The 22,778-nt window shown below is 71.6% G+C and carries 26 protein-coding genes and 1 pseudogene; 17 read left to right on the top strand and 10 right to left on the bottom strand.

Annotated elements, in window-relative coordinates; genetic code table 11:
• Positions 1-8: 8 nt before the first annotated feature.
• Positions 9-470: an ATP-binding protein gene (locus ACIQR3_RS23335; RefSeq protein ID WP_403541909.1), complete on the bottom strand. Its 462-nt coding sequence runs from the start codon at positions 468-470 to the stop codon at positions 9-11.
• Between the two features lie 209 nt (positions 471-679).
• On the opposite strand from ACIQR3_RS23335, the gene ACIQR3_RS23330 reads away from it, so the two are divergent.
• Genes ACIQR3_RS23330 through ACIQR3_RS23315 form a run of 4 tightly spaced genes read left to right on the top strand, consistent with a single transcriptional unit; the run spans position 680 to position 2,500 of the window.
• Positions 680-1,531, top strand: coding sequence for a helix-turn-helix domain-containing protein (locus ACIQR3_RS23330; RefSeq protein WP_403541908.1), 852 nt, complete (start codon positions 680-682; stop codon positions 1,529-1,531).
• Positions 1,531-1,716 carry a DUF397 domain-containing protein gene (locus ACIQR3_RS23325; RefSeq protein WP_403541905.1) on the top strand — a complete coding sequence of 62 codons (186 nt, stop codon included), beginning with the start codon at positions 1,531-1,533 and terminating at the stop codon, positions 1,714-1,716. Before ACIQR3_RS23330 ends, ACIQR3_RS23325 begins: the two co-directional genes overlap by 1 nt.
• Positions 1,713-1,901, top strand: coding sequence for a DUF397 domain-containing protein (locus ACIQR3_RS23320; protein WP_403541904.1), 189 nt, complete (start codon positions 1,713-1,715; stop codon positions 1,899-1,901). Before ACIQR3_RS23325 ends, ACIQR3_RS23320 begins: the two co-directional genes overlap by 4 nt.
• Positions 1,902-1,915: 14 nt before the next feature.
• Positions 1,916-2,500 (top strand): hypothetical protein, encoded by a 585-nt coding sequence (locus ACIQR3_RS23315; RefSeq protein WP_403541903.1) that lies wholly within the window; start codon positions 1,916-1,918, stop codon positions 2,498-2,500.
• Positions 2,501-2,532: 32 nt separating this feature from the next.
• Here ACIQR3_RS23315 and ACIQR3_RS23310 read toward each other — a convergent pair.
• Positions 2,533-2,715, bottom strand: a pseudogene (locus ACIQR3_RS23310) (IS5/IS1182 family transposase); the annotation flags it as partial.
• 172 nt (positions 2,716-2,887) lie between these two features.
• Here ACIQR3_RS23310 and ACIQR3_RS23305 point away from each other — a divergent pair.
• On the top strand, positions 2,888-3,733 hold the full coding sequence (locus ACIQR3_RS23305) for a hypothetical protein (protein ID WP_403541900.1): 846 nt from the start codon (positions 2,888-2,890) through the stop codon (positions 3,731-3,733).
• A gap of 38 nt (positions 3,734-3,771) precedes the next feature.
• On the top strand, positions 3,772-4,995 hold the full coding sequence (locus ACIQR3_RS23300; RefSeq protein ID WP_403541898.1) for a cytochrome P450: 1,224 nt from the start codon (positions 3,772-3,774) through the stop codon (positions 4,993-4,995).
• A gap of 56 nt (positions 4,996-5,051) precedes the next feature.
• On the opposite strand, the gene ACIQR3_RS23295 is transcribed toward ACIQR3_RS23300, so the two are convergent.
• Together ACIQR3_RS23295 and ACIQR3_RS23290 are read right to left on the bottom strand one after the other, a co-directional pair.
• Complete coding sequence (locus ACIQR3_RS23295) at positions 5,052-6,620, bottom strand: ABC transporter permease (protein ID WP_403541895.1); 1,569 nt, start codon at positions 6,618-6,620, stop codon at positions 5,052-5,054.
• A complete protein-coding gene (locus tag ACIQR3_RS23290) occupies positions 6,620-7,504 on the bottom strand; it encodes an ATP-binding cassette domain-containing protein (protein ID WP_403541892.1) in 885 nt (294 codons plus the stop codon). The genes ACIQR3_RS23295 and ACIQR3_RS23290 overlap by 1 nt, the downstream gene beginning before the upstream one ends.
• A gap of 81 nt (positions 7,505-7,585) precedes the next feature.
• Between ACIQR3_RS23290 and ACIQR3_RS23285 the strand changes: the two genes are divergently transcribed.
• Entirely contained in the window at positions 7,586-8,083 is a 498-nt protein-coding gene (locus ACIQR3_RS23285) for a GbsR/MarR family transcriptional regulator (RefSeq protein ID WP_403541891.1), read from the top strand.
• 63 nt (positions 8,084-8,146) lie between these two features.
• A complete protein-coding gene (locus tag ACIQR3_RS23280; protein WP_403541889.1) occupies positions 8,147-8,737 on the top strand; it encodes a Uma2 family endonuclease in 591 nt (196 codons plus the stop codon).
• 3 nt (positions 8,738-8,740) lie between these two features.
• Here the strand turns inward: ACIQR3_RS23280 and ACIQR3_RS23275 are convergent, their stop codons facing one another.
• Positions 8,741-9,685 (bottom strand): diacylglycerol kinase, encoded by a 945-nt coding sequence (locus ACIQR3_RS23275; RefSeq protein WP_403541886.1) that lies wholly within the window; start codon positions 9,683-9,685, stop codon positions 8,741-8,743.
• Between the two features lie 207 nt (positions 9,686-9,892).
• Between ACIQR3_RS23275 and ACIQR3_RS23270 the strand changes: the two genes are divergently transcribed.
• Positions 9,893-11,176 carry an adenylosuccinate synthase gene (locus tag ACIQR3_RS23270; RefSeq protein ID WP_403541884.1) on the top strand — a complete coding sequence of 428 codons (1,284 nt, stop codon included), beginning with the start codon at positions 9,893-9,895 and terminating at the stop codon, positions 11,174-11,176.
• Positions 11,177-11,298: 122 nt separating this feature from the next.
• Positions 11,299-11,607, top strand: coding sequence for a hypothetical protein (locus tag ACIQR3_RS23265; RefSeq protein WP_403541882.1), 309 nt, complete (start codon positions 11,299-11,301; stop codon positions 11,605-11,607).
• Here ACIQR3_RS23265 and ACIQR3_RS23260 read toward each other — a convergent pair.
• From ACIQR3_RS23260 to ACIQR3_RS23250, 3 genes are all read right to left on the bottom strand, one after another.
• On the bottom strand, positions 11,600-12,250 hold the full coding sequence (locus tag ACIQR3_RS23260) for a hypothetical protein (protein WP_403541880.1): 651 nt from the start codon (positions 12,248-12,250) through the stop codon (positions 11,600-11,602). The two genes, ACIQR3_RS23265 and ACIQR3_RS23260, sit on opposite strands and share 8 nt — an antisense overlap.
• Positions 12,251-12,393: 143 nt before the next feature.
• Positions 12,394-13,095, bottom strand: coding sequence for a GntR family transcriptional regulator (locus tag ACIQR3_RS23255; RefSeq protein ID WP_403541877.1), 702 nt, complete (start codon positions 13,093-13,095; stop codon positions 12,394-12,396).
• Between the two features lie 122 nt (positions 13,096-13,217).
• Complete coding sequence (locus ACIQR3_RS23250; RefSeq protein WP_403541874.1) at positions 13,218-14,582, bottom strand: aspartate aminotransferase family protein; 1,365 nt, start codon at positions 14,580-14,582, stop codon at positions 13,218-13,220.
• A 218-nt stretch (positions 14,583-14,800) separates the two neighbouring features.
• Here ACIQR3_RS23250 and ACIQR3_RS23245 point away from each other — a divergent pair, with 218 nt between their 5' ends.
• Positions 14,801-16,843, top strand: a complete 2,043-nt coding sequence (locus ACIQR3_RS23245) for a serine/threonine-protein kinase (RefSeq protein WP_403542023.1) — start codon at positions 14,801-14,803, stop codon at positions 16,841-16,843.
• Positions 16,844-17,014: 171 nt separating this feature from the next.
• Positions 17,015-18,556, top strand: coding sequence for a substrate-binding domain-containing protein (locus ACIQR3_RS23240; RefSeq protein WP_403541872.1), 1,542 nt, complete (start codon positions 17,015-17,017; stop codon positions 18,554-18,556).
• A 103-nt stretch (positions 18,557-18,659) separates the two neighbouring features.
• Here the strand turns inward: ACIQR3_RS23240 and ACIQR3_RS23235 are convergent, their stop codons facing one another.
• Complete coding sequence (locus ACIQR3_RS23235) at positions 18,660-19,352, bottom strand: SLATT domain-containing protein (protein WP_403541870.1); 693 nt, start codon at positions 19,350-19,352, stop codon at positions 18,660-18,662.
• A gap of 263 nt (positions 19,353-19,615) precedes the next feature.
• Between ACIQR3_RS23235 and ACIQR3_RS23230 the strand changes: the two genes are divergently transcribed.
• The 3 genes from ACIQR3_RS23230 to ACIQR3_RS23220 are packed head-to-tail and all read left to right on the top strand — an operon-like array spanning position 19,616 to position 21,274.
• Entirely contained in the window at positions 19,616-19,963 is a 348-nt protein-coding gene (locus ACIQR3_RS23230) for a YbaB/EbfC family nucleoid-associated protein (RefSeq protein WP_403541867.1), read from the top strand.
• Positions 19,964-20,022: 59 nt separating this feature from the next.
• A complete protein-coding gene (gene recR, locus ACIQR3_RS23225) occupies positions 20,023-20,622 on the top strand; it encodes a recombination mediator RecR (RefSeq protein WP_215168682.1) in 600 nt (199 codons plus the stop codon).
• A complete protein-coding gene (locus ACIQR3_RS23220; protein ID WP_215168681.1) occupies positions 20,615-21,274 on the top strand; it encodes a DUF5063 domain-containing protein in 660 nt (219 codons plus the stop codon). The genes recR and ACIQR3_RS23220 overlap by 8 nt, the downstream gene beginning before the upstream one ends.
• Positions 21,275-21,289: 15 nt before the next feature.
• Here ACIQR3_RS23220 and ACIQR3_RS23215 read toward each other — a convergent pair whose 3' ends face one another.
• Positions 21,290-21,616 (bottom strand): hypothetical protein, encoded by a 327-nt coding sequence (locus tag ACIQR3_RS23215; RefSeq protein WP_403541864.1) that lies wholly within the window; start codon positions 21,614-21,616, stop codon positions 21,290-21,292.
• Positions 21,617-21,770: 154 nt separating this feature from the next.
• On the opposite strand from ACIQR3_RS23215, the gene ACIQR3_RS23210 reads away from it, so the two are divergent.
• Together ACIQR3_RS23210 and ACIQR3_RS23205 are read left to right on the top strand one after the other, a co-directional pair.
• Entirely contained in the window at positions 21,771-22,568 is a 798-nt protein-coding gene (locus ACIQR3_RS23210; RefSeq protein WP_403541861.1) for a helix-turn-helix domain-containing protein, read from the top strand.
• A complete protein-coding gene (locus ACIQR3_RS23205) occupies positions 22,561-22,743 on the top strand; it encodes a DUF397 domain-containing protein (protein ID WP_403541860.1) in 183 nt (60 codons plus the stop codon). The genes ACIQR3_RS23210 and ACIQR3_RS23205 overlap by 8 nt, the downstream gene beginning before the upstream one ends.
• The last annotated feature ends 35 nt before the right edge of the window (positions 22,744-22,778 follow it).

Genomic DNA, 22,778 nt, shown 5'->3' with positions numbered 1-22,778 from the left:
CTCTGGTGTCATTTGGGTGCTCGGATGAGCGAGGGGGTGACAGGGGAGGGGGAAGTGCTCAGGGTTTTTCGCGGGTGTAGCTCGCACCAGATGTATTTGCCGCGGTTCCCGAACCGGGAGAGGGGCTGCCAGCCCCAGAGGTCGGAGCAGGCCCGGACCAGGGCGAGCCCCCTGCCGTCCTCCTCGTCGGCGCCGGGCACGTCCGTGGCGGCGGGCGGCGGTTCGGGATCCGCGTCCCACGCCCCGATCCGCAACACCCCACCCGCCCAGCGCACCCGCAGCGCGGCCGGCCCCTCGGTGTGCAGCACGGCATTGGTGACCAACTCGGCCGCGAGCAGCTCCGCGACATCGACGAGCCCGATCAGCCCGTGCACGGTGAGGATCAGCCGGAGGGTACGCCGACTGACGGTGACGGCGCGGTGGTCGTTGGGGATGTAGAGGGAGTACTCCCAAGGTTCGATTTCAGGCATGGGTGGGCTCCGTTCGGTGCGTTCGAGGAGAGGCGGGGGCGGTGTCATTGCCGCAACCGTCATGGCAGGACGGTGCGGTGTGCTTCCGGCGCCCCGGTGTTTCGCAGCGTGTGCGTTACGTCACCGACGGTAGGGCAATATTTATTGCCAGGGCAACCGCCTGGCGTAACCTGGCACTCGAAAGAAGGGCGCGCCTACGAGGGGGTTGGATGCCGCTGAGAAGTCACGCCACCAAGCGACAAGTGCGTCTGGGCACCGAGCTCCGACGCCTGCGCGAGGCGGCCGGGCTGAAGGCTCGCGAGGTGGCCGCGTTGCTGAACTCGACTTCTGCCCAGATCAGCCAGATGGAGCTGGGTTTCGCGGGTGTCAGCGAAGTACGGGTGCGGCGGCTCGCGGCGCATTGTGCGTGTACGGACGAGGCGTTGGTCGATGCACTTGTAGCGATGGCGACCGATCGGACGCGTGGCTGGTGGGAGGAGTACCGGGGCGTGCTGCCGCCGGCGTTCATGGACTCTGCGGAAGCCGAGCACCATGCGGCCTACCTCCGGGAGATCGTCATCACCCGCGTCCCGGGGCTGCTTCAGACACCGGACTACGCGCGGGCGGTCTTCAGCTACATGAGGCCGGAGTTGCCTCGGGCGGAAGTGAACCCCAGGGTCGAACACCGGATGCGGCGGCGATCTGTCATCGAGGGGGACCATCCCACCCCGTACGAGGCGATCATCCATGAGGTCGCCCTGCGGCTACGTGTCGCTGACCGTCAGTGCTCGCGTGCGCAACTCCAGCAGATCCTGCACCTGATCGAGCAGGAGCAGGTGACCGTCCGTGTGATCCCTCTCGACCAGGACGGCTTCGCGGGCTCCGGGGCCTCGATGACGTACGTGGGAGGCCCGCTGCCCCGGCTGGACACCTGCCTGCGTGACTCACCCACAGGGGTCGCGTTCATTGATGCCGAGGCTCAGCTCGACCAGTTGCGGGGGCTGCTTCGCACGGTGAAGGGCGCCTCACTGGAACCCTTGGCGTCCCGTGACTTTATCCACCGATTGGCGAAGGAACTCTGATGAACTGGCGCAAGTCCACCTACTCGGACGGCGGTGACGGCGACACCTGCGTCGAGATCGCGGCCCTCGCTGCCCGCATAGCCGTCCGCGATTCCAAGGTTCCGGCCCGAGCCACCCTCTTCTTCCGCACGTCTGCGTTCACTGCTTTCATCGACTCTGTGAAACAAGGAAGGAAGACTTCGTGATCTGGCGTAAGTCCACCTACTCCGGTGGCGGCGACGGTGACGCCTGCGTCCAGATCGCAGCGTCACCCACCCACGTACGCATCCGCGACTCCAAGACCCCGGCCCGAGCCACCCTCTCCGTGCCCCCCCGTTCCTTCGCCGCCTTCACCGAGGCACTCAAACGCGGACCTTGGCCGGAGGCATAAGAGACCATCACGCCATGACGAGCCCTGCCGACTTCCGGGACCAGACCAACTGGGCCAACGGTTACTACGAACTGGCCATAGAGGTCGGGTCGACTGATGATGCCCAGATTCAAGCCGTCCTGAGCGCTCTGTGGTCTGCCGCAGACGTCCACGGGTGCTTTGGACGGAGAGACCGTGAACCTGAGGAACAGGATCCCGTGCCGTGCACAGTCGGGTCACTGACCGAGTTCGGACACCTCCGTGGTCAGGTCCACCTGCCGACGGGTCAACTGGTCGTCTGCGGTTGTGTGGCGATCCGGGGCGGTGATGACAGCGGCGACTGGCTGGACTTCTACGTCCCCGTCGGTGCGCTGGATCAGGCGGGCCTTGCCTACTGGGACGGTCGGCCGTTCTTCAGGTCTGACGTGATGGACGAATGGCTGTCTGCCATCGGAGCCGAAATCTTCGAAAGCGCCTCCTTCAGCCTGGGGGTCATCGGTTTCGAGGTTTCCGGTTGCACCGACTCATCGACGCTGGCGGGCAGGCTGCCGCAGACGCGTGACATCGGATACCTGCTCCCACAAGGCGACGTTCTGCATTATGGCGCCGCGAACACCTGAGCCTTGTCACCCCGGGTGGGCAACGTGAGCCTGCGGACCAGCCGTTGAGAGGACTCGACGCATGTGCGGGCGATGCGGCGGGTGATGCCACGCTCACGTAACCATCGCCGCAGGTGAGAGCAGACGTAGGCGTTGTCGCCGTGGAGCTTGCACGGTTTGCGCCGCCGGGGCCCGCGACGGGAGCGCACCGGCGGTATGCCCGAGGGGATGTGAATACCTCTGGAACTGCCCTCCGGTACCTCCTCCGTCACCGCCGCCGCTCCTAGGCTCGGACTCGGTGACATCACGAGGAAGGACGGGCGAAGCGTGTACGAACACCGAAGGGCCACGAAGACACCGACGGCTCCGCACCCCGCCCCTGGGCGAGGCGCGTCACCCCTGACAGGGATGGCCGCGTTACAGCGCCGCGCGGGAAACGCGGCGGCGACCCGCGTGGTGCAGCGCCAGACGGACCCCCTGAAAGGGCACTACGCCACGAGGCCCAGGGAACACCCCGAGTGGGCGACGTACCAGGCGCTGACGAAGGCCGCCGGCATCCCCGACGACGAGGCCGACGCCGCCTGGCAGCTCCTGCTCGGCGGGGTCGACTCGCAGGGCGCGCTGAACGCCGAGGCCGCGGCGCGGACGAGCGACCGCCAGGCGCAGCGCGAGATACGGGCCACGAACACGTGGTACCAGGAGTCCATCAAGCTCATGACCACGTACCTGCGGCCCGAGACACCCACCATGGCCCTGTGGGCCGGCGGCTTCGACGTCAGCGAGTACGCGCACGGGAAGGGCCACACGCCGCTGGCGAACACCCGGATCGGCAGCGTGCTCAACGCCCTGAAACTGCACGCGAACTCCAAGCTGACGGGGCCGATGTGGTACATCGTGTCCAAGGCCTTCGTGTCCCTCGCGACCGGCCCCGTGCACATCTTCGTACGCGGCTACGACCCCGAGAGCATCCTCATCCGGCTGGAGGTCCCCCACCTCCACGAGGTGCAGCGGCTGAACCCGAACGTGCGCATGATCTGGCACCCCCTGTACACCGGTCCGGACGGGGTGACGCGGGAGATCTCCAGAGACCTCCACCTCGTGGACGAGGCGGAGTACGACAAGCGCGACCCGTGCGTGAGCGTCCTCGTCCAGTACCTCAGGCTCCACCACGACCAGGGCAACAAGCACGCCCAGCCCGGTTACGAGAGCACGAAGAAGCTGCTCACCGAGAACGGTCACAAGGACGGCGTCTGAAGCTGCGCCGCAGGGCGCCGGCGCCGTATCGTCCGTTCATGACGGCTCAATCCGACCTCGCGTTCGACCCGTGGAACCCGGCGTTCGTCGCCGACCCCTACCCCGCCTACGCCGAGCTGCGCGCCCGGGGGCGGGTCCTCTACTACGAGCCCACCGACCAGTGGCTGGTCCCGCACCACGCGGACGTCTCCGCGCTGCTGAGGGACCGGCGGCTGGGGCGCACGTACCAGCACCGCTTCTCGCACGAGGACTTCGGCCGCACGCCGCCCCCGCCGGAACACGAGCCGTTCCACACCCTCAACGACCACGGCATGCTGGACCTGGAGCCGCCGGACCACACCCGTATCCGGCGCCTGGTGTCGAAGGCGTTCACGCCGCGCACGGTCGAGCGGCTGAAGCCGTACGTGCACGGCCTGGCGAACGACCTGGTGGCCCGGCTCGTCGAGGCCGGCGGCGGCGATCTGCTCACCGACGTCGCCGAGCCGCTGCCCGTCGCCGTGATCGCCGAGATGCTCGGCATCCCGGAGGCGGACCGGGCCCCGCTGCGCCCCTGGTCGGCCGACATCTGCGGGATGTACGAGCTGAACCCGTCGGAGGAGACGGCGCGGCGGGCGGTGCGCGCGTCGGTGGAGTTCTCCGACTACCTGCGCGAACTGATCGCGGCCCGGCGCGAGGCCCCCGGCGACGACCTGATCTCGGGTCTGATCGCCGCGCACGACGAGGACGACGACCGCCTCACCGAGCAGGAGATGATCTCGACCTGCGTCCTGCTGCTGAACGCCGGCCATGAGGCGACGGTGAACGCCACCGTCAACGGATGGCACGCGCTGTTCCAGAACCCCGGCCAGCTGGCCGCCCTCCGCGCGGACCACTCCCTGGTTCCCACGGCCGTGGAGGAGCTGATGCGCTACGACACCCCGCTCCAGCTCTTCGAACGGTGGGTGCTGGACGAGATCGAGATCGACGGGACGACGATCCCGCGCGGCGCGGAGGTCGCCCTGCTCTTCGGCTCCGCCAACCACGACCCGGCGGTCTTCACCGACCCCGGGCGGCTCGACCTGACCCGCCGCGACAACCCCCACATCTCCTTCAGCGCCGGCATCCACTACTGCATCGGCGCCCCCCTGGCCCGTATCGAACTGACCGCCTCCCTCACCGCCCTCCTGGAACAGGCCCCCACCCTCACCCTCACCACCGAACCGGAACGCAAGCCCAACTTCGTCATCCGGGGGCTGGAGGGGTTGCGGGTGGCGGTCTCCTGAGCTGCGTCTCCTGAGCTGAGTCTCCTGACCTGAGTCTCCTGACCTGAGCGGCGGCCTCAGCTCGTCGTGTCCCGTCGGCGCAGGGCGGCCAGTCCCGCCCCCACCAGCAGCGCCGTGACGCCGAGGAGCGCGGTGAGCGGGGTCCAGGTGAGGGGGGCGGCCGGGAGCTTGGGGAGGTGGCCGTAGGGGGAGAGGTCCAGGACGGCGGCGGGTACGTCCAGCGCGGGGCCGATCCAGCCGAGCAGCAGGGCCGCTCCGGCCACCGCCCAGGCCGCCGGGGCCGCGCGCGGCAGCAGCCCGTGCAGCAGGACCGCCGTGCCGCCGATCACCCACACCGCCGGCACCTGGACCAGGCAGGCCGCCAGGATCGGGCCGGGGTCGTGGCCGTAGCCCAGGGCGTAGCCGAGACCGGCGAGCAGCAGGACGAGGACCGCGCCGCCGAAGGCGATCACCAGGTGGCCGGCGGCCCACCGCAGCCGTCCCACGGCCCCGGCGAGCACGGGTTCCGCCCGGCCGGAGGTCTCCTCGCCGTGCAGCCGCAGGACCGACGAGACCACGAACAGGGCGGCGACCAGGCCCAGGACCCCGGTCATCGCGGCGACGAACGTGTCGGTCAGCGTGCCCTGCCCGCCCATCCGTTCGAGGATCTCGCGGCTTCCCTCGTTGTCGGTGAGGAGTTCCGTCGCCCCCTCGGTCATCCCGCCGAAGACGACCCCGGCGGCGAGGAAGCCGGTGCTCCACCCCAGTACGCCGCCCCGCTGGAGCCGCCAGGCCAGCGCGCCCGCCGTGCCGAGGCGGCCGTGCGCCGGTCCCGGCCGGGTCGGCAGGAAGCTCATGCCGGCGTCCCGGCGGGCGGTCAGTCCGTACGCCACCGCCGCCTGGGCCAGTGCCGCGCCGGCGAGCAGGGCCGGCACCCACCACCGTTCGTCCGCGAAGGCCCGGAGGTTCTCCAGCCAGCCCAGCGGTGAGACCCAGGTCGGCGGCGACGATCCGTCCGTCGCCGCCGAGTCGCCGGCCGCCCGCGACACGAAGGCCGCGCCCAGGGCCGCCGCCGTCAGGCCCCGGGCCAGCCGCGCGCTCTCGGTGAGCTGCGCGGCGATCGCCGCCGTCGCCGCGAAGACCATGCCGGTGCCCGCGACGCCCAGCGCGAAGGCGACCGCGCCCGCCGTGCCCTGCCCGGCCAGTCCGGCCGCCAGCAGCAGCGCGAGGGCGGCGTTGGCGACCGCCGCCGCCAGCAGGGCCGCCGTCAGCGGGGCGTGCCGGCCCACCGTCCCGGCCCGCAGCAGTTCGTCCCGGCCGCTCTCCTCCTCGTCCCGGGTGTGCCGGACCACGATCAGCAGGCTCATCACGGCCGCGACGGCGCCGGCGTACACGCCGACCCGCCAGGCCGTCAGCGCGCCGAGCGAGTCGCCGAAGAGGGGGCCGACCATGGCGCGCAGGGAGGAGTTGGCCGCTACTTGGCCGAGCAGGTCGGCGCGTTCGGCGGGGGTGGGGTACATGCTGTCGAGGGTGCGGGGCATGGAGAGGGCCATCAGCGCGTTCACGCCGGCCCAGACCGGGATCAGGACGCGGTCCCGGCGCAGGGCGAGGCGCAGCAGGGTGCCGGTGCCGGCGAGGGCGGACATCAGGCCTCCTGGTAGTGGCGCAGGAAGAGTTCCTCCAGCGTGGGCGGGGTCGAGGTCAGGGAGCGGACGCCCGACCCGGCGAGCGAGCGGAGCACGGCGTCGAGGTGGTCGGTGTCGACCTGGAGGCGCACCCGGCCGCCCCGGACGTCGAGGCCGTGCACGCCGGGCAGCGCGGCCAGCCCGTCCGGGGGGCCCGCCAGCTCGGCGGTGACGCTGGTCCGGGTCAGATGCCGCAGGTCGGCCAGCGAACCGCTCTCCACCGTCCGGCCCTTGCGGATGATGCTGACCCGGTCGCACAGCTCCTCGACCTCGCTGAGGATGTGGGAGGAGAGCAGGACCGTGCGCCCCCGGTCCCGTTCCTCGCGCACGCACCGCTGGAAGACCCCCTCCATCAGCGGGTCGAGGCCGCTGGTCGGCTCGTCCAGGATCAGCAGGTCGACGTCCGAGGCGAACGCGGCGACCAGGGCGACCTTCTGCCGGTTGCCCTTGGAGTAGGTGCGGCCCTTCTTGGTGGGGTCGAGTTCGAAGCGGTCGGTCAGCTCCGCGCGGCGCCGTCTGTCGAGGCCGCCGCGCAGCCTGCCGTACAGGTCGATGACCTCGCCGCCGGAGAGATTGCGCCACAGGGTCACGTCGCCGGGGACGTACGCGATCCGGCGGTGCGCCTCCACCGCGTCCGACCAGGGGTCGCGGCCGAGGACGCGGGCGGTGCCGGAGTCGGCGCGGAGCAGGCCGAGCAGGACCCGGATGGTGGTGGACTTGCCGGCGCCGTTGGGGCCGAGGAAGCCGTGCACCTCGCCGGTGGCGACGTCCAGGTCGAGGCCGTCGAGCGCGTGCGTGCGCCCGAAGGACTTGTGGAGCCCCGAGACGCTGATTGCCTTCGTCATGCTTCGGAAAGTACGCTTCCTTCAGAAAATTGTGAAGTTAGGGAACCGTCAAGACTGTCGGACGTGCGAGATGATCGAGGGATGACGGAAGAATCCCCGGGAGGAGAGGGCCGCGACCCCGAGGTCGTGTCGCGGTTCGTGGAGGGCTTCGCCGCGCAGCTCGTCGAGGCCGGCATGCAGCGGATGCCGGCCCGGATCTTCGCCGCGCTGCTGGCCTCCGACGCGGGCGCGCTGACCTCGGCGGAACTCGGCGAGCGGCTCAAGGTCAGCCCGGCCGCCGTCTCCGGCGGCGTGCGCTACCTCTCCCAGCAGCACATGGTGTCGCGCGAGCGCGAGCCCGGCTCGCGGCGGGAGCGGTACCGGGTGCACAGCGACCAGTGGTACGAGGCGCTCACCAACCGCGAGACCGTCATCAAGCGGTGGCAGGCCGCCCTCGCGGAGGGCGTCGCCGGTCTCGGCGCCGACACCCCGGCGGGGCGGCGGCTGGCGGAGACGCTGGCCTTCTTCGAGTTCGTCGACGGGGAGATCGCGGCGATGATGGAGCGGTGGCGGGTGCACCGGGAGGAACGGTTCGGGTGACGGGGCTGTGACCGTCCGGATACGCTGAGTCGCGACTGGTTCGCATCAAGGGGAGGGCGCATCATGACTGTCATGGCGGAGCGACCGACGATGAGCGGTACCGAGTCCCAGAGCTTCGAGGAACTGCTGGACGCCCTCGACGATCTGGATGTACCCGACGGCTTCAAGGCCGAGATCATCAGGGGGAACATCGTCGTGTCGCCGTGGTCCAAGGCGTACTACCTCGACGTCATGGAGCTGGTCTGTGAGCAGCTGAGGCCGCATCTCCCTGAGGAGCATCGGATCAGCTACGGCCCGTTCCTGTTCGTGTTTCCGCACGCGGAACGGGCGTACGGACCCGACATCCATGTGGCGCGTCGGAGCGCCAGCAGGACCGGTGACAACCACCTGGACGGTGAGGCCCTGTCCTTCGTCGCCGAGCTGACCTCCCCCAGCACCCGGGACGACGACCTGACCGACAAGGTCGAGGTCTACGGTCGGGCCGGTGTCCCCGTCTACCTGGTCCTCGACATGCAGGAGGAGCAGGCCACGGTCCTGTGGACGCCGTCCGCCAAGGGATACGACTCGCGCATCACCCGGCCGTTCGGCGAGAAACTGCCCGTCCCCGCCCCCTTCGACTGCCTGCTGGACACCACCGGCTTCAAGGCCCCCTGACCCTCACCGCGCCGGCAGCGTCAGCCCCCAGGCCCCCTCCCGTACCGTCCACGTCCGCGTCCCCACCGGCCCCGACTCCACCGCGTCCGCCCGGTACCGGAAGTGCGCCCCCGACACGGTCACCGTCCGCCCCCGCGCCGTCAGCGGGGACGCCGCCGCGCCGACCGACACCGGCCGCACCTCCACCTCGGCCGTCCCCGGGGCGCCCGGCGTCAGCGACACCCCCTCCACCGGCTGGTCCAGGTCCACCAGCGTCACCCCGTCGACCTCCACCCGCAGTCGCGCCGGACCGCTCCCCGGCGCCGACGCGGCCCGCGCCGGACGCGGCTGCGCCAGCGTCCGTACGAAGGACTGGCAGGTCCGCAGCCAGGGCAGCCGCGCCGCCGCCCCGTCGGCCGTACGGCCGTCCGCCGCCCCGGCGCTCCAGGGCGGCGCCACCGGCGGGCGCGCCGGGCGGGCCGGACGCGACGAGCCCGCCGGGCGCGGCGGCAGCGGCGGGATGCCCACCGCCCCCAGCACCACCCCGTCGCTGTCGTCGACCATCAGGTCCAGCCGCCGCTCCACCCCGTCCAGCACCGCCCGCGCCGCCGCCACCGCCCCCGACGGCACCCCGAACGAGCGGGACAGCTCCAGCTGCGGGCCGACCGGCACCAGCGACAGCGCACATCCGGACAGCTCGCGGCCCCGGTGCAGCAGGGCCACCGTGCGCAGCAGCGACCGGTCGTCACCGATCACCACCGGCCGCCGCGACCCCCGCCGCTCCAGCATCCGGGCGAACTCCTCCGGATCGTCCGGCAGACACACCTTCGTATGCGCCGCACCCGCTCTGAGCACGTCTTTCGCGATCCGGACGGACTCGCCGTCGGTCCGCCGGGCGACCGGATCGATGACCACCAGGAGCTGATCGGGCGTCGCGGAAGATCGCGCGGAAGTCGCCACCTCGGCCATGCCTCGCTTCCTCGGGTAGCATCTTTGTGCAAGAGCCCCTTGCGCGATTGCGCCAGGGGCTTCGTCTATTCCGGGGCATCCGGTCCGACGGGTCGCGGCCGACGAAGGTCGCGGGTGTACGAGCCATGAGCCGTGTGTACGAGGCACGAGCCGTGACACGTATGCCCTCGACCTTGGACATGCCCCGCCCGGAAGGGGTGTACGCGCGTGCCCGCACTTGTGCTGCTCGGTGCTCAGTGGGGTGACGAAGGCAAGGGAAAGGCGACGGACCTGCTCGGTGGATCCGTCGACTATGTGGTGCGCTACCAGGGCGGCAACAACGCCGGCCACACGGTAGTCGTGGGTGACCAGAAGTACGCCCTCCACCTGCTCCCTTCCGGGATTCTCTCCCCCGGCTGCACGCCGGTCATCGGCAACGGCGTCGTCGTCGACCCGTCGGTCCTGCTCTCCGAGCTGAGCGGTCTGAACGAGCGTGGCGTCGACACGTCCAAGCTCCTGATCAGCGGCAACGCTCACATCATCACGCCGTACAACGTCACCGTCGACAAGGTGACCGAGCGCTTCCTCGGCAAGCGCAAGATCGGCACCACCGGCCGCGGCATCGGCCCGACCTACGCCGACAAGATCAACCGCGTCGGCATCCGCGTCCAGGACCTCTACGACGAGTCGATCCTCACCCAGAAGGTCGAGGCGGCGCTGGACGTCAAGAACCAGATGCTCACCAAGCTCTACAACCGCCGCGCCATCGCCACCGGCCAGGTGGTCGAGGAGCTGCTGGGCTACGCGGAGAAGCTGCGCCCGTACGTCGCCGACACCGTCCTGGTCCTCAACCAGGCGCTGGAGGACGACAAGGTGGTCCTCTTCGAGGGCGGCCAGGGCACCCTGCTCGACATCGACCACGGCACGTACCCCTTCGTCACCTCGTCCAACCCGACCGCGGGCGGCGCCTGCACCGGCGCCGGCGTGGGCCCGACGAAGATCAGCCGGGTCATCGGCATCCTGAAGGCGTACACGACCCGCGTCGGCGCCGGCCCGTTCCCGACCGAGCTGTTCGACGAGGACGGCGAGGCGCTGCGCCGCATCGGCGGCGAGCGGGGCGTGACGACCGGGCGTGACCGGCGCTGCGGCTGGTTCGACGCGGTGATCGCCCGCTACGCGACCCGGGTCAACGGCCTGACCGACTTCTTCCTCACCAAGCTCGACGTCCTCACCGGCTGGGAGCAGATCCCGGTCTGCGTGGCGTACGAGATCGACGGCAAGCGGGTCGAGGAGCTGCCCTACTCGCAGTCCGACTTCCACCACGCGAAGCCCGTCTACGAGACGCTGCCGGGCTGGTCCGAGGACATCACCAAGGCCAAGTCCTTCGACGACCTGCCGAAGAACGCGCAGAACTACGTCAAGGCCCTGGAGGAGATGTCCGGCGCCCCGATCTCCGCGATCGGCGTGGGTCCGGGCCGGGACGAGACGATCGAGGTCAACTCCTTCCTGTAAGGCGTACACCGTCACCGCGACCGCGTTCGGCTCCCTTCCGGGGGCGCCGGGCGCGGTCGCGGCGGTGTCGGGCATAGCCTTGAGGAAGAGCCGCGTATCGACGACAGAAGAAGGTGAGTGCGATGCGCGTGATGCTCAAGGCGACGCTGGACACGGAGAAGGCGAACGAGGCCATCCGCAGCGGCAAGATGCCCGAACTGATGAAGGACGCCCTCGACCACCTCCGCCCCGAGGCGGCCTACTTCGGTCCCCTGGGCGGCCGGCGGACCGCCCTGCTGGTCTTCGACATGGCGGACAGCTCCGATCTGCCCGCCACCGGGGAACCGTTCTTCACCCAGTTCAACGCCGAGGTCGAGGTGTTCCCGGTCATGAACGGAGAGGATCTGCGCAAGGGCCTGGCCCAGCTCGGCCGGACCTCCGGCGTCAGCTGAAGACGATCATCGACCCCTGCGCCAGGCTCCGGGTGGCCGCCGCGTGCAGCCCCAGCCACACGTGCCGCTCCCGCGCGAACGGGCTGGGGTCGTACGGGGCCGGTGCCGCCGGCTCCTCCAGCTCGGTCGGCCCGGCGGGCGGCAGCGGGGCCGCCGGGGGATTGGCCGGATCGATGCCGAGGGACGGCGCGACGGACTCCAGTTCGCGCAGCAGGGCGTGGGAGGAGCCGAGCGGGCCGCCGCCGGCCAGCAGTTCGTCGTTGGCCAGGGGGTGCGGGAAGTCGACGGGGACGTAGGCGCCGGCGTGGTCGTAGTGCCAGACCAGGTGCGACTGCTGGGCCGTGGCCTCGAACATCTCCAGCAACTGCTCGTAGTCGCCGCCGAGTTCGTCCACCGGCGTCACCGGCAGTCCGCAGAGCTGGAGCAGGTGGGCGCGGCGCAGGAAGTGCAGCGCGTCGTAGTCGAACCCGGCCACCGGGGCGACCTCGCCGGTCAGCCCCGGCATGTACGCGAACACCGGTACCGGCGGCAGCCCGGCCTCGGCCAGCACCTTGTCGTACTGCGCGAGTTCCTCGGCGAAGGGGTTGTCCGGGGTGTGGCACAACACGTCGACGAGCGGTACCAGCCACAGGTCACAGGCCAAAAGAGGGCTCCTCACACAGCACGGTGGTGCAGGGCAGGGTAGTCGGTCCGGCCGGAGGGCGGCTCCCCGGGCGGGGGCCCTCGTGCCCATCCCATACCCAGGCGCGCGCCCCCCACCCGCGGCCCCCGCCCATGCCACCGCGGTCATCCGGCGGCGAGCCGCTCCACCAGCGTGAGCGCGTGCGTGTTGTACGCCGTGACGAGCGCGCGGGCCGCCTCGGTGTCCCGCCGGACCAGCGCGTCGACCAGCTCCGTGTGACCGGACCACAGGGTGCCCCGCAGATCGCTGAGCCGGCGCAGGTGCTGCACCGTGCACACCCAGCTCTGCACGCGCAGCCGGTGCAGGAAGTCGGCGAGGTACGGGTTGCCGTACACGGCCGCCAGCTCCCGCCAGAACCGCAGGTCGTAGCCGATCAGCACGGTGAGGTCCCCGGCGGTGGCGGCGCGCTGGGCCTCCTCGCCGCGGCGCCGCACCCCCGCCAGGGCGGCGGTCAGCCGCTGCTCGCCGCCGGGCGCCGCGTTCCGGCGGCCGGCCGCGCAGGTCTGGAACATCCCGTCGCTGACCAGGCGCCGGGCCTCGACCATGCCGCGGAAGTCGTCGACGGAGTACTCGTGGACCCGGAAGCCGCGGTGCTGGTCGGCCTCCAGCAGCCCCTGCGCGGACAGGTCGACCAGCGCCTCGCGCACGGGCGTCGCGGAGACCCCGTACTGCTCGGCTATCTCCTTGACGGTGAACTCCTGCCCCGGCTGGAGCCGTCCGGCCAGCACCTCGTCGCGGAGCGCGTCGGCGATCTGCTGCCGCAGGGTGCTGCGCGTCACGGCACCGTTGCCGCTGGGGCCGGGCATGGTCGGGCGTCTCCTCATCGCGTTCGGGCGGCGTGCGCGTACGGGTGTGCGCGTACGGTGTGCACGCATATGTGTGCGCGTATATGTGTACGAGCACGCCACCTTACGCGTTCACGGGTGCCTCACGCGGTGTACCCGTCCGCGACCGACAGGGCCGCGTCCAGCGCCGCCAGGCCCTCCTTCAGCTCCGCCTCGCTCACGTTGCAGGGCGGCACCACGTGGGTGCGGTTCATGTTCACGAAGGGCCACAGCCCGTGCGCCTTGGCGGAGGCGGCGAAGGCGTTCATCGGGGTGGCGGCCTGCCCGGTCGCGTTGTAGGGGACCAGCGGTTCCCGGGTCTCGCGGTTCTTCACCAGCTCCAGCGCCCAGAACATGCCGGTCCCGCGCACGTCGCCGACGCTCGGGTGCCGCTCGGCCAGTTCCCGCAGCGCCGGCTCGACGACCTCGGCGCCGAGCCGGGCGGCGTGCTCGACGACGCCCTCCTCGGCCATCACCCCGATCGTGGCGACGGCGGCGGCGCAGGCCAGCGGGTGCCCGGAGTAAGTCAGACCGCCCGGGTAGGGGCGCTCGGCGAAGGTCGCGGCGATCGCGGGGGAGATCGCCACCCCGCCGAGCGGGACGTATCCGCTGTTCACGCCCTTGGCGAAGGTCATCAGGTCCGGTACGACGCCGAACAGGTCGGCCGCGAACCACGTACCGGTCCGCCCGAACCCGGCCATCACCTCGTCCAGGACGAACACGATCCCGTACTTGTCGCAGATCTCCCGGACCCCGGCCAGGTACCCGGCGGGCGGCACCATGATCCCGGCCGTCCCCGGGATCGTCTCCAGGACGACCGCGGCGACGGTCCCGGGCCCCTCGAAGGCGATCGTCGTCTCCAGGTGCTCCAGCGCCCGCGCGCACTCCTGCTCCTCGGTCTCGGCGTAGAAGCGCGAGCGGTACAGGAACGGCGCCCAGAAGTGCACGACCCCCGCCGTGCCGCTGTCGGACGCCCACCGCCGGGGATCGCCCGTGACGTTGACCGCCTGCTGGGTGCCGCCGTGGTAGGAGCGGTACGCGGAGAGCACCTTGGGCCGGCCCGTGTGCAGCCGCGCCATCCGCAGCGCGTGCTCGACGGCGTCCGCGCCGCCGTTGGTGAAGAAGATCTTGTCGAGGTCGCCGGGGGTCCGCTCGGCGATCAGCCGCGCCGCCTCCGAGCGCGCCTCGACGGCGAAGGCGGGCGCGAACGTCGTCATCCGCGCCGCCTGCTCCTGGATCGCGGCGACGACCTTCGGGTGCTGGTAGCCGATGTTGGTGAAGACGAGGCCGCTGGTGAAGTCGACGTAGCGCTTGCCGTCGTAGTCCCAGAAGCAGGAACCCTCCGCGCCGGCGACGGCGAGCGGGTCGATGAGTTCCTGCGCGGACCAGGAGTGGAAGACGTGCGCGCGGTCGGCCGCCTTGACGGCGGCGCCGGTACGGGGGTCGGGGCTGTCGTGCTGAGGGGTCATGCGGGCGAGGGTAGGCGGCCGGGAGACCGCGGCGGTATCGGCGTCGTGTCTGCCGGCCGGGCCGTCGCGCGACAGGATGTCGACGACCGTACGTCTCCGGTTCCGTACGATCTGTTACGGAACCGTCGACACCGTGCGACCGCCTCCACCGCCAACTCCGCACTATCCTCGGCCTGTTGCTCATGTACAGGGACGGCCCGGGGGAAGGCGGCGCGACGGTGGAGAGGCTCGCGGAGGGGGACCCGCGGCGCATCGGCGCCTACCGGCTGCTGGCGCGGCTCGGTGCGGGCGGCATGGGGCGGGTCTATCTGGCCCGGTCGGACCGGGGCCGTACGGTCGCGGTGAAGCTGGTGCGCGAGGAACTGGCGGAGCGGGAGGAGTTCCGGGAACGGTTCCGGCAGGAGGTCGGGGCGGCCCGGCGGGTCGGCGGGTACTGGACGGCGCCGGTCCTGGACGCCGACACCGAGGCCGCCGTGCCCTGGGTCGCCACCGGGTACGTGGCCGGGCCCAGCCTCCAGCAGGTGGTCGGGCACGACCACGGGGCGCTGCCCGAGCGGTCGGTACGGGTTCTCGGGGCCGGGCTGGCGCACGCGCTGAAGGACATCCACGCCGCCGGCATCGTGCACCGCGACCTGAAACCGTCCAACGTCCTGGTCACCATCGACGGGCCCCGCGTCATCGACTTCGGGATCGCCCGCGCCCTGGAGAGCGGGACCGCCGTGGGGGTGACCCTCACCGGCGCGTTCGTCGGCTCGCCCGGCTTCATGGCACCCGAGCAGGTCCGCGGGGAACCTCTCACGCCCGCCTGCGACGTCTTCTGCCTCGGCTCGGTCCTGGCCTACGCCGCCACCGGGGCGCTTCCGTTCGGCACGGCCGACAGTGGTGTGCACGCCCTGATGTTCCGCATCGCGCAGGAGGAACCGGACCTGACCGGTGTGCCGGAGGGCATCGCCGACCTGGTCGGCGCGTGTCTGCGGAAGGACCCGGCCGCCCGGCCCTCCCTGGACGCCGTCCTGGCCCGCACGGGCGCGCGGGACGCCGTCGCCGACGGCCGCTCCCGCGACCCCTGGCTGCCGGGGGCGCTGGTGGCGCAGCTCGGGCGGCACGCGGCGGGGCTGCTGGACACCGAGGACCCGGAGGCCGCCGGCCCCCCGACGCCGGATGCCCCCCGCGCGCCCGCACCGACGGCCGGTGCGCGGGGGGTGTCCCGGGGGGCGTCCATGGGGGCGGCACTGGGGGCGGCCGGGGGTGGTGCCGTGTCCGGGGGCGCGTCCGGTGCGGTGTCCGGGGGCGCGTCCGGTGCGGTGTCCGGGGGCGCGTCCGGTGCCGTGCCTGGTGTCGCGTCCGGTGCCGTGCCTGGTGTCGCGTCCGGTGGTGTCGCGCCGGGGGCCGGAACACCGGCGCCGGGGGCGGCGGGGGCCGGTGTCCCCGGTGCCGGTGGCCCGCCTCCGCCCGGGCAGCCCGGGCAGCCGGGGCAGCCGGGGCAGCCGGGGCAGTATGGGCAGCCCGGTGCCGGTGCGCCGGTGAACCACCTTCCGACGGTGGCCGCGGGCCAGAGCCCGCCCGTATCACCGCCCGTGCCCGGCCACGGGTACGGATATCCGCAGCCGCCGCACGGGGCGGCCCCGCCGTTCGTCGCTCCGCCCGCCGCCCCGTCGGGGGAACCGGCCCGGCGAGGGCCCTCCACCGTGCTGTTGGTCGCGGTCGCGCTGGTCGTCGCGCTGGCCGCCGGTGGCTCGGTGTACGCGTTGATGAACGGTGACGGCGACGACGGCAGGGCCGACGGGCGTGCCCGCCCGGGGCCGGCCGTGACCGTGTCCTCCACACCCGGCCCCGGAACCTCCGACACCTCCGGCACCCCAGACACCACCGGTCCGTCCGCCGACGCCGGACCGACGACCGCCCCGGCGGCGGAGGACGGCGTGGTTCCGGCGGAGTACCTGGGCACCTGGACCACGACCATCGACAACGCCACCGGCACCCACCGGCGGCGGCTGACCGTCCGGCAGGGCGAGGTGGGCGACACCGTGCTCTCCCTGGTCGCCGACGGCGACACGTACCACTGTGTGTTCCAGGCCGAGCTGGCGGCCGATCCCGGTGGTGGCGGGCCGCTGCGGTTCGGGCCGTCCGAGGTGACGGTCGGGGAGCCGAGTTCGTCCTGCACCCCGGGGTCGGCCTCCGAGGCCACCCTGCTGTCCGACGGCCGGCTGGAACGCGTACTCACCAGCGACGGGAAGAAGCTCACCTTCTCCCGCGAGTGAGCGACCACCCCACGCCGCTCGCCCCCCGCTCGAAAGAGCGGCGCGTGAACAACGGGCGAACTGTTGCTCACGGGCATGAACAACTCACGACGCGGCCCGGCGGAGCCGCTCGCACAGCCGTACGGTGACCGGACGATCGCATAGGACGACGCTCAACGGCGGGGGCCCGGAGTGCAGTGGCTGAGCGCGGAAAACCTGATCGCCGTGGCCACGGCGGTCCTCGGCATCGTCGCCTCGGGCGTCATGCTGTGGTTCGAACGGCGGGTGCCGCGCCGCAAGCGGATCGGCTACCGCGTCCAGATGGACAACCCGATCGGTGACGACGCCCGCTCCGGCCGCCTCAACCGCCGCCTCGGCCTGTTCGACGAGACCCCGGGGATGACGGACGCCACCCTGGTCCTGCTCCGCGTCGAGAACGACGGCTCCCAGGGCATCGACCGCGACGACTACACCGGCCCCGAACCGCACGGACTGACCGCGGTCTTCACCGACCGCACCATCCGCGGCGTCTCGGTCACCCAGCCCTCCGACACCAGCCATCTGATGGACCACTTCACCGCCGGCCGCGGCTTCGGCTACGAGGGCAACACCCTGCGCGTCCCCCGCGTCCCCCTCAACCGCGGCGACCACTTCAAACTGCTCGTCCTGCTCTCCGGCGGCGACGTGGGCAGCGAGATCCGGCTGACCGGCGGCCTGCGGGACGGCGAGGTCCACCCCAACCGCAGCGCGACCCCGGACGACACCCCGCCGCTGTTCGGCCGCGCCGCCCGGCTGATCACCATCATGCTCACCGTGTGCGTGGTCACGCTGGCCGCGATCGTCGTCGCCCAGGACGACACCCGGCCCCCGATCGGCTGCGAGAGCGGCCGCCTGACCCTCATCGGCTCCACGGCCTTCGCCCCCGTGCTGCGGGAGGCCGCCGACAAGTACGAACGGGACTGCGCCGAGGACGAGACCGAGATCGTGGTGGACACGCACGGCTCCACCTCGGGCATCCGGGAGCTGGCGGCGGCCGGCGAGCGGGCGGAGCACGGCTCCCCGCCGGTGGTGGCCCTCTCCGACGGCCCCAAACCGAGCGGGATGCCGGAACTGCGGGAGAACCGGGTGGCGGTGTCGGTCTTCGCCCTGGTCGTCAACGACAGCGTGCGGCTGCCCGACGACAACCTCTCCACCGCCGACGTACGCCGCCTGTTCAGCGGCGAGGTCACCAACTGGCGCGAGCTGGGCGGCCCGGACCTACAGGTACGGCTGGTCAGCCGGGACGCCGACTCGGGCACCCGGCAGGTCCTCCAGCGCCGGGTGCTGGGCCGGGGCGAGATCGCCAACTCCTCCCTCGACTGCGTCCACAAGGACGACCCGTCGATCGCCTTCGTCCGCTGCGAACTCGACTCCACCGACCAGGTCCTGTCGACCGTCGCCGAACTCTCCGGCGCGATCGGCTACAGCGAACTCAACCTGGCCGGCCGCGTCGAGGGCGTCCGCCGTCTCAGCCTCGACGGCGACCCGCCCTCCGTCGACGCCATCGAGCACGGCACCAGCGACTACCCGTACCGCGAGATCGAGTACGCCTACACCTACGGCAGCCCGCCGGCCGACTCCCTGGCCTCCAGCTTCCTGACCTACCTGACCCGGGGCAACGGCCAGGACGTCACCCGTACCCACGGCCACGTCCCCTGCTACACCCCCGAGGGCCTGACCCTCTGCGCCGGCTGAACCCCCGCCGCCGGGGTCACCCTCCGGGCTCGCAGGCCCGCGACGGCCTGGTCGTGCGGCCGGCCGATCCGTTCGCGCCGCGGCTCCTGGGCCCCGCTGCCCCTCACCGCGCCTCCGGCGGCCGCTGCCGGGGCATGTTCGGCCGGGTGCCGCCCGGCGGCACCCCGAGCCGCCCCGGCACCACCGCCCCCTCCGCGGCCCGCCCGCCCGCGACCCCGCCCGCCTGGATGCCCAACGGCGCGGAGCCCGTCCGGAACTCCACCATCCAGTCCGCCGTCTCCGCCCGCACCAGCTCCGTCACGTCCTCGGAGAACCGCCGCAGCACCAGCAGGCACCGCTCCGCCGCCTCCCCGGCCGTCCCCTCGGCGGGACCGAGCACCTCCCGGACGCTCTCCGACGCCCAGTCGAACTGCAGCACCTGGAGCCGCCGCTGCACCGCCTGCGCGGTGGCCACGTCCCGCATCCAGCCGGACGTCACCCCGAAGTACCGGTCCGCGGCCACACACGCCACCCCGAGCAGCAGCGCCAGGTACCCCCAGGGCGCGACCCCGCCCACCACCCCCGTCATGTCCAGCAGCGGCAGCGCCGCCCCCGCGACCGCCCCCGCCGCCGCCCCGCCGCGCAGCACCCGCGCCCCCCGCCGCTTCCCCGTCCGGTCCGCGAGGTACCACGCCGCCGTCTCCAGCGCCCCCCGCTCCACCCACCGGTACAGCTCGTCCAGACGCTCGGCCGGCCGCCCCCAGTCGCCGAGCGGAAAGGCCCGTCCCGTCAGGTCACCCGGTTCACCTTGACCCACCCGGCACTCCCCACTGATCAAACGTCACTGTTCGAACAAGCACTCTGCGTGACGACTCCGACGCGCCGGACCCTTCCTACCCTCCGATGGGTGGCGAAAGCCCCGGTATCACCGCTTTTCCGCCCGGAAGGGGTCGCTGATCAGGGACAGAGGTCACTGCCTCTCACTCGAAAGAGTGCTGGGGCGAGGGCCGCCCGGACCACGTAGGCTCGTGCCAAACGGAAAAGCCCACAGCGAAACCGCAGCGACGACAGGAGCTGATCGTGATCCCCGGTGGTGGCCAGCCCAACATGCAGCAGCTGCTCCAGCAGGCCCAGAAGATGCAGCAGGACCTGGCCAAGGCCCAGGAGGAACTGGCGCGGACGGAGGTCGACGGCCAGGCCGGCGGCGGCCTGGTGAAGGCCACCGTCACCGGCTCGGGCGAGCTGCGCGGCCTCGTGATCGCCCCCGAGGCGGTGGACCCGGAGGACACCGAGACCCTCGCCGACCTGGTCGTCGCCGCGGTCCAGGCCGCCAACGAGAACGCCCAGACCCTCCAGCAGCAGAAGCTCGGCCCGCTGGCCCAGGGACTCGGCGGCGGGGGCAGCGGCATCCCGGGTCTGCCTTTCTAAGACGGCCCCCGGCCCCTTACCGTACGTACTGAAGGAACCCCAGGAAGGACGGCAGTCCGTTGTACGAAGGCGTGGTCCAGGACCTCATCGACGAGCTGGGGCGGCTGCCCGGCGTCGGTCCCAAGAGCGCGCAGCGGATCGCCTTCCACATCCTCCAGGCGGAACCGACCGACGTACGGCGTCTCGCGCACGCCCTGATGGAGGTCAAGGCGAAGGTCCGCTTCTGCGCGACCTGCGGCAACGTCGCGCAGGAGGAGTACTGCAACATCTGCCGCGACACCCGCCGCGACCCCGCCGTCATCTGCGTGGTCGAGGAGCCGAAGGACGTCGTGGCCATCGAGCGCACGCGTGAGTTCCGCGGCCGGTACCACGTGCTCGGCGGCGCGATCAGCCCGATCGACGGCGTGGGCCCCGACGACCTGCGTATACGGGAACTTCTCGCGCGGTTGGCCGACGGTACGGTCACGGAGCTGATCCTGGCCACGGACCCGAATCTGGAAGGCGAGGCCACGGCGACGTACCTCGCCCGCATGATCAAGCCCATGGGCCTCAAGGTCACCCGCCTGGCCAGCGGCCTCCCGGTGGGCGGCGACCTGGAATACGCGGACGAGGTGACCCTCGGCCGCGCCTTCGAGGGGAGACGACTCCTAGATGTCTGACGCCACGCTGCACGCGACCGACCAGAACCCGGACGACTTCGCGGTCCAGATCGCCGACCAGGTGGAGAGCTTCCTGGTCGCCGTCACGGAGGTCGCCAAGGGCGACGAACCGGCCTCCGCCGTCCCCTTCCTCCTCCTGGAGGTCTCCCAGCTCCTGCTGGCCGGCGGACGCCTGGGCGCCCACGAGGACATCGTCCCGGACGAGCGCTACGAGCCCGACCCGGGCCCGGAGCTGGACGTGGACGAACTCCGCGAGAACCTCGCCCGCCTCCTGGAGCCCGTCGACGTCTACTCCGAGGTCTTCGACCCCTACGAGCCCCGCAAGGCCCCCGTCCCGGCCCGCATCTCGGACGACCTGACCGACGTCATCACCGACCTCCGCCACGGCATGGTCCACTACCGCGCGGGCCGCACCACGGAGGCCCTGTGGTGGTGGCAGTTCTCCTACTTCTCCAACTGGGGCTCCACCGCGTCGGCGACCCTGCGCGCCCTCCAGTCGGTCGTCGCCCACGTCCGCCTCAACCAGCCGCTGGCCGCCCTCGACGGCCTCGACACCGACCAGGACCTCGGCGACGAGGCCCTGGAGGCGGAGGCCGGCCGGGTCATGGTGGAGGAGATCGCGGGCCCGCTGGGCCTGCGCCCGGTCAAGTAACTCCCCGCACTCCCTCTATCCCAGCGCGTCCCGCAGCCGGACGGGACACACGTAGGGCGCGGTCGCCGTGGGCCCGCTGTACCAGCGCAACGGCCAGGTGTTGCCCGCGAGCGCGGGGATGCCGACGTAGGTCACGGTCCCGGTCCCCGTCCCGCCCAGCAACTGCACGCCCAGCGGCCAGTCCCGCCCCGCCAGCGCCCCCGGCGGCACCAGGAAGTACACCCACCGCCCGCCGCTCGCCTCGCACACGATCGGCCCCGCGTCCTCGCCGGTGGCCTCGATCAGCCAATCGGCGACCAGTTCCCCGCGGATGCCGTCGATCCTTACGGCGTCGAAGTGCACGCCGGCGACATGCAGCCGGAGCCCGGTGAGAGGGACCCAGGCGGGCCGGGGGTGAATTGCGTTTCATCATGCTCACACGCTGCCCCTGACCTCCCTACGCTCGGTAGTGACGTGAGGGTTACACGCCGTGGTGTACCGATCGGAGGTGCGTGCTGTGTCCCAGCCGCCTGTCATGTGGCGCTTCACCGGCAACCAGCTGAAGCGCTGGCGTACAAGGGCGAACATCAGCCGAGTCCAACTGGCCGCCGCGACCAATTACTCGCCGGACACCATCAAGTCGATGGAGCAGGGGGTGCGGATGCCGACGGCCCGCGTCCTGGACGTGGCCGACGAACTGTGCGACGCGGGCGAGCTGTTGAGCGCGGCGAAGGAGTACCTGTGCAAGGAGAAGTTCCCGGCGCGGGCCCAGGAGTACATGGAGCGGGAGCGCGAAGCGATCAGTATCTGGTGGTACGAGGTCGCACTCATTCCCGGGCTGTTGCAGACGGCCGCGTACGCACGAAAGCTGATCAGCGACCGTCTGCCGCCGCAGGACGAGGAGACGGTGGAGGAGCGCGTCGCGACCCGGATGGACCGGCAGACGATCCTCACCACGCCGAAACCACCGGTGGCTTGCTGCTTCGTTCTGTACGAAGCGGCGTTGCGCAGTCCACTGGTCGACAAGGAGCAACTGGAGCGGCTGTTGGAGGTGGGGCGTCTGCGGAATGTCGTGATCCAGGTGCTGCCGTTCGAGCAGGCGTTCAGTAATGCTCTGGAGGGGCCCATGGTGCTCATCGAGACACGCGACCGTGAGCGTTACGCCTTCGCCGAGGGAGCGTTCGCCAGCGAACTTTCGGCCGATCCAGGGGCTGTCGGCCGTGTCACCGAGGCGCTTAGCATGATCCGCACGCGGGCCCTCGACCCCGAGGAGTCGGCCCGTTTCATCGAGCGGATGGTGAAGAGCCGTGAGTGACCAGATGAAGTGGGTCAAGTCGAGTCACAGCGACGGTGAAGGCGGCGCCTGCGTCGAGGTCGCCCGTTCGGCCACCATCCACATCCGCGACTCCAAGAACCGGACCGGCCCCGAACTCCGCGTCGCGGCCCCCGCCTGGTCGGCGTTCATCGCCGCGGTGCGGCCCCGTTTGTGAACGTGTGACCCACGGCACGTTCCGAGTGGCTCGCC

The sequence above is a fragment of the Streptomyces sp. NPDC090994 genome (genome assembly GCF_044768905.1).
GTDB lineage: Bacteria > Actinomycetota > Actinomycetes > Streptomycetales > Streptomycetaceae > Streptomyces.
The sequence above is the reverse complement of the archived record's forward strand: the minus strand, read 5'-3'. Positions and strand labels throughout refer to the sequence as shown.

What these genes read in the sequence shown, in the direction of transcription:
- ACIQR3_RS23335 (WP_403541909.1), bottom strand. Translation starts at nt 470, where the DNA reads ATGCCTGAAATCGAACCTTGGGAGTACTCCCTCTACATCCCCAACGAC.
- ACIQR3_RS23330 (WP_403541908.1), top strand. Translation starts at nt 680, where the DNA reads ATGCCGCTGAGAAGTCACGCCACCAAGCGACAAGTGCGTCTGGGCACC.
- ACIQR3_RS23325 (WP_403541905.1), top strand. Translation starts at nt 1,531, where the DNA reads ATGAACTGGCGCAAGTCCACCTACTCGGACGGCGGTGACGGCGACACC.
- ACIQR3_RS23315 (WP_403541903.1), top strand. Translation starts at nt 1,916, where the DNA reads ATGACGAGCCCTGCCGACTTCCGGGACCAGACCAACTGGGCCAACGGT.
- ACIQR3_RS23305 (WP_403541900.1), top strand. Translation starts at nt 2,888, where the DNA reads ATGGCCGCGTTACAGCGCCGCGCGGGAAACGCGGCGGCGACCCGCGTG.
- ACIQR3_RS23300 (WP_403541898.1), top strand. Translation starts at nt 3,772, where the DNA reads ATGACGGCTCAATCCGACCTCGCGTTCGACCCGTGGAACCCGGCGTTC.
- ACIQR3_RS23295 (WP_403541895.1), bottom strand. Translation starts at nt 6,620, where the DNA reads ATGTCCGCCCTCGCCGGCACCGGCACCCTGCTGCGCCTCGCCCTGCGC.
- ACIQR3_RS23290 (WP_403541892.1), bottom strand. Translation starts at nt 7,504, where the DNA reads ATGACGAAGGCAATCAGCGTCTCGGGGCTCCACAAGTCCTTCGGGCGC.
- ACIQR3_RS23285 (WP_403541891.1), top strand. Translation starts at nt 7,586, where the DNA reads ATGACGGAAGAATCCCCGGGAGGAGAGGGCCGCGACCCCGAGGTCGTG.
- ACIQR3_RS23280 (WP_403541889.1), top strand. Translation starts at nt 8,147, where the DNA reads ATGACTGTCATGGCGGAGCGACCGACGATGAGCGGTACCGAGTCCCAG.
- ACIQR3_RS23275 (WP_403541886.1), bottom strand. Translation starts at nt 9,685, where the DNA reads ATGGCCGAGGTGGCGACTTCCGCGCGATCTTCCGCGACGCCCGATCAG.
- ACIQR3_RS23265 (WP_403541882.1), top strand. Translation starts at nt 11,299, where the DNA reads ATGCGCGTGATGCTCAAGGCGACGCTGGACACGGAGAAGGCGAACGAG.
- ACIQR3_RS23255 (WP_403541877.1), bottom strand. Translation starts at nt 13,095, where the DNA reads ATGCCCGGCCCCAGCGGCAACGGTGCCGTGACGCGCAGCACCCTGCGG.
- ACIQR3_RS23250 (WP_403541874.1), bottom strand. Translation starts at nt 14,582, where the DNA reads ATGACCCCTCAGCACGACAGCCCCGACCCCCGTACCGGCGCCGCCGTC.
- ACIQR3_RS23220 (WP_215168681.1), top strand. Translation starts at nt 20,615, where the DNA reads ATGTCTGACGCCACGCTGCACGCGACCGACCAGAACCCGGACGACTTC.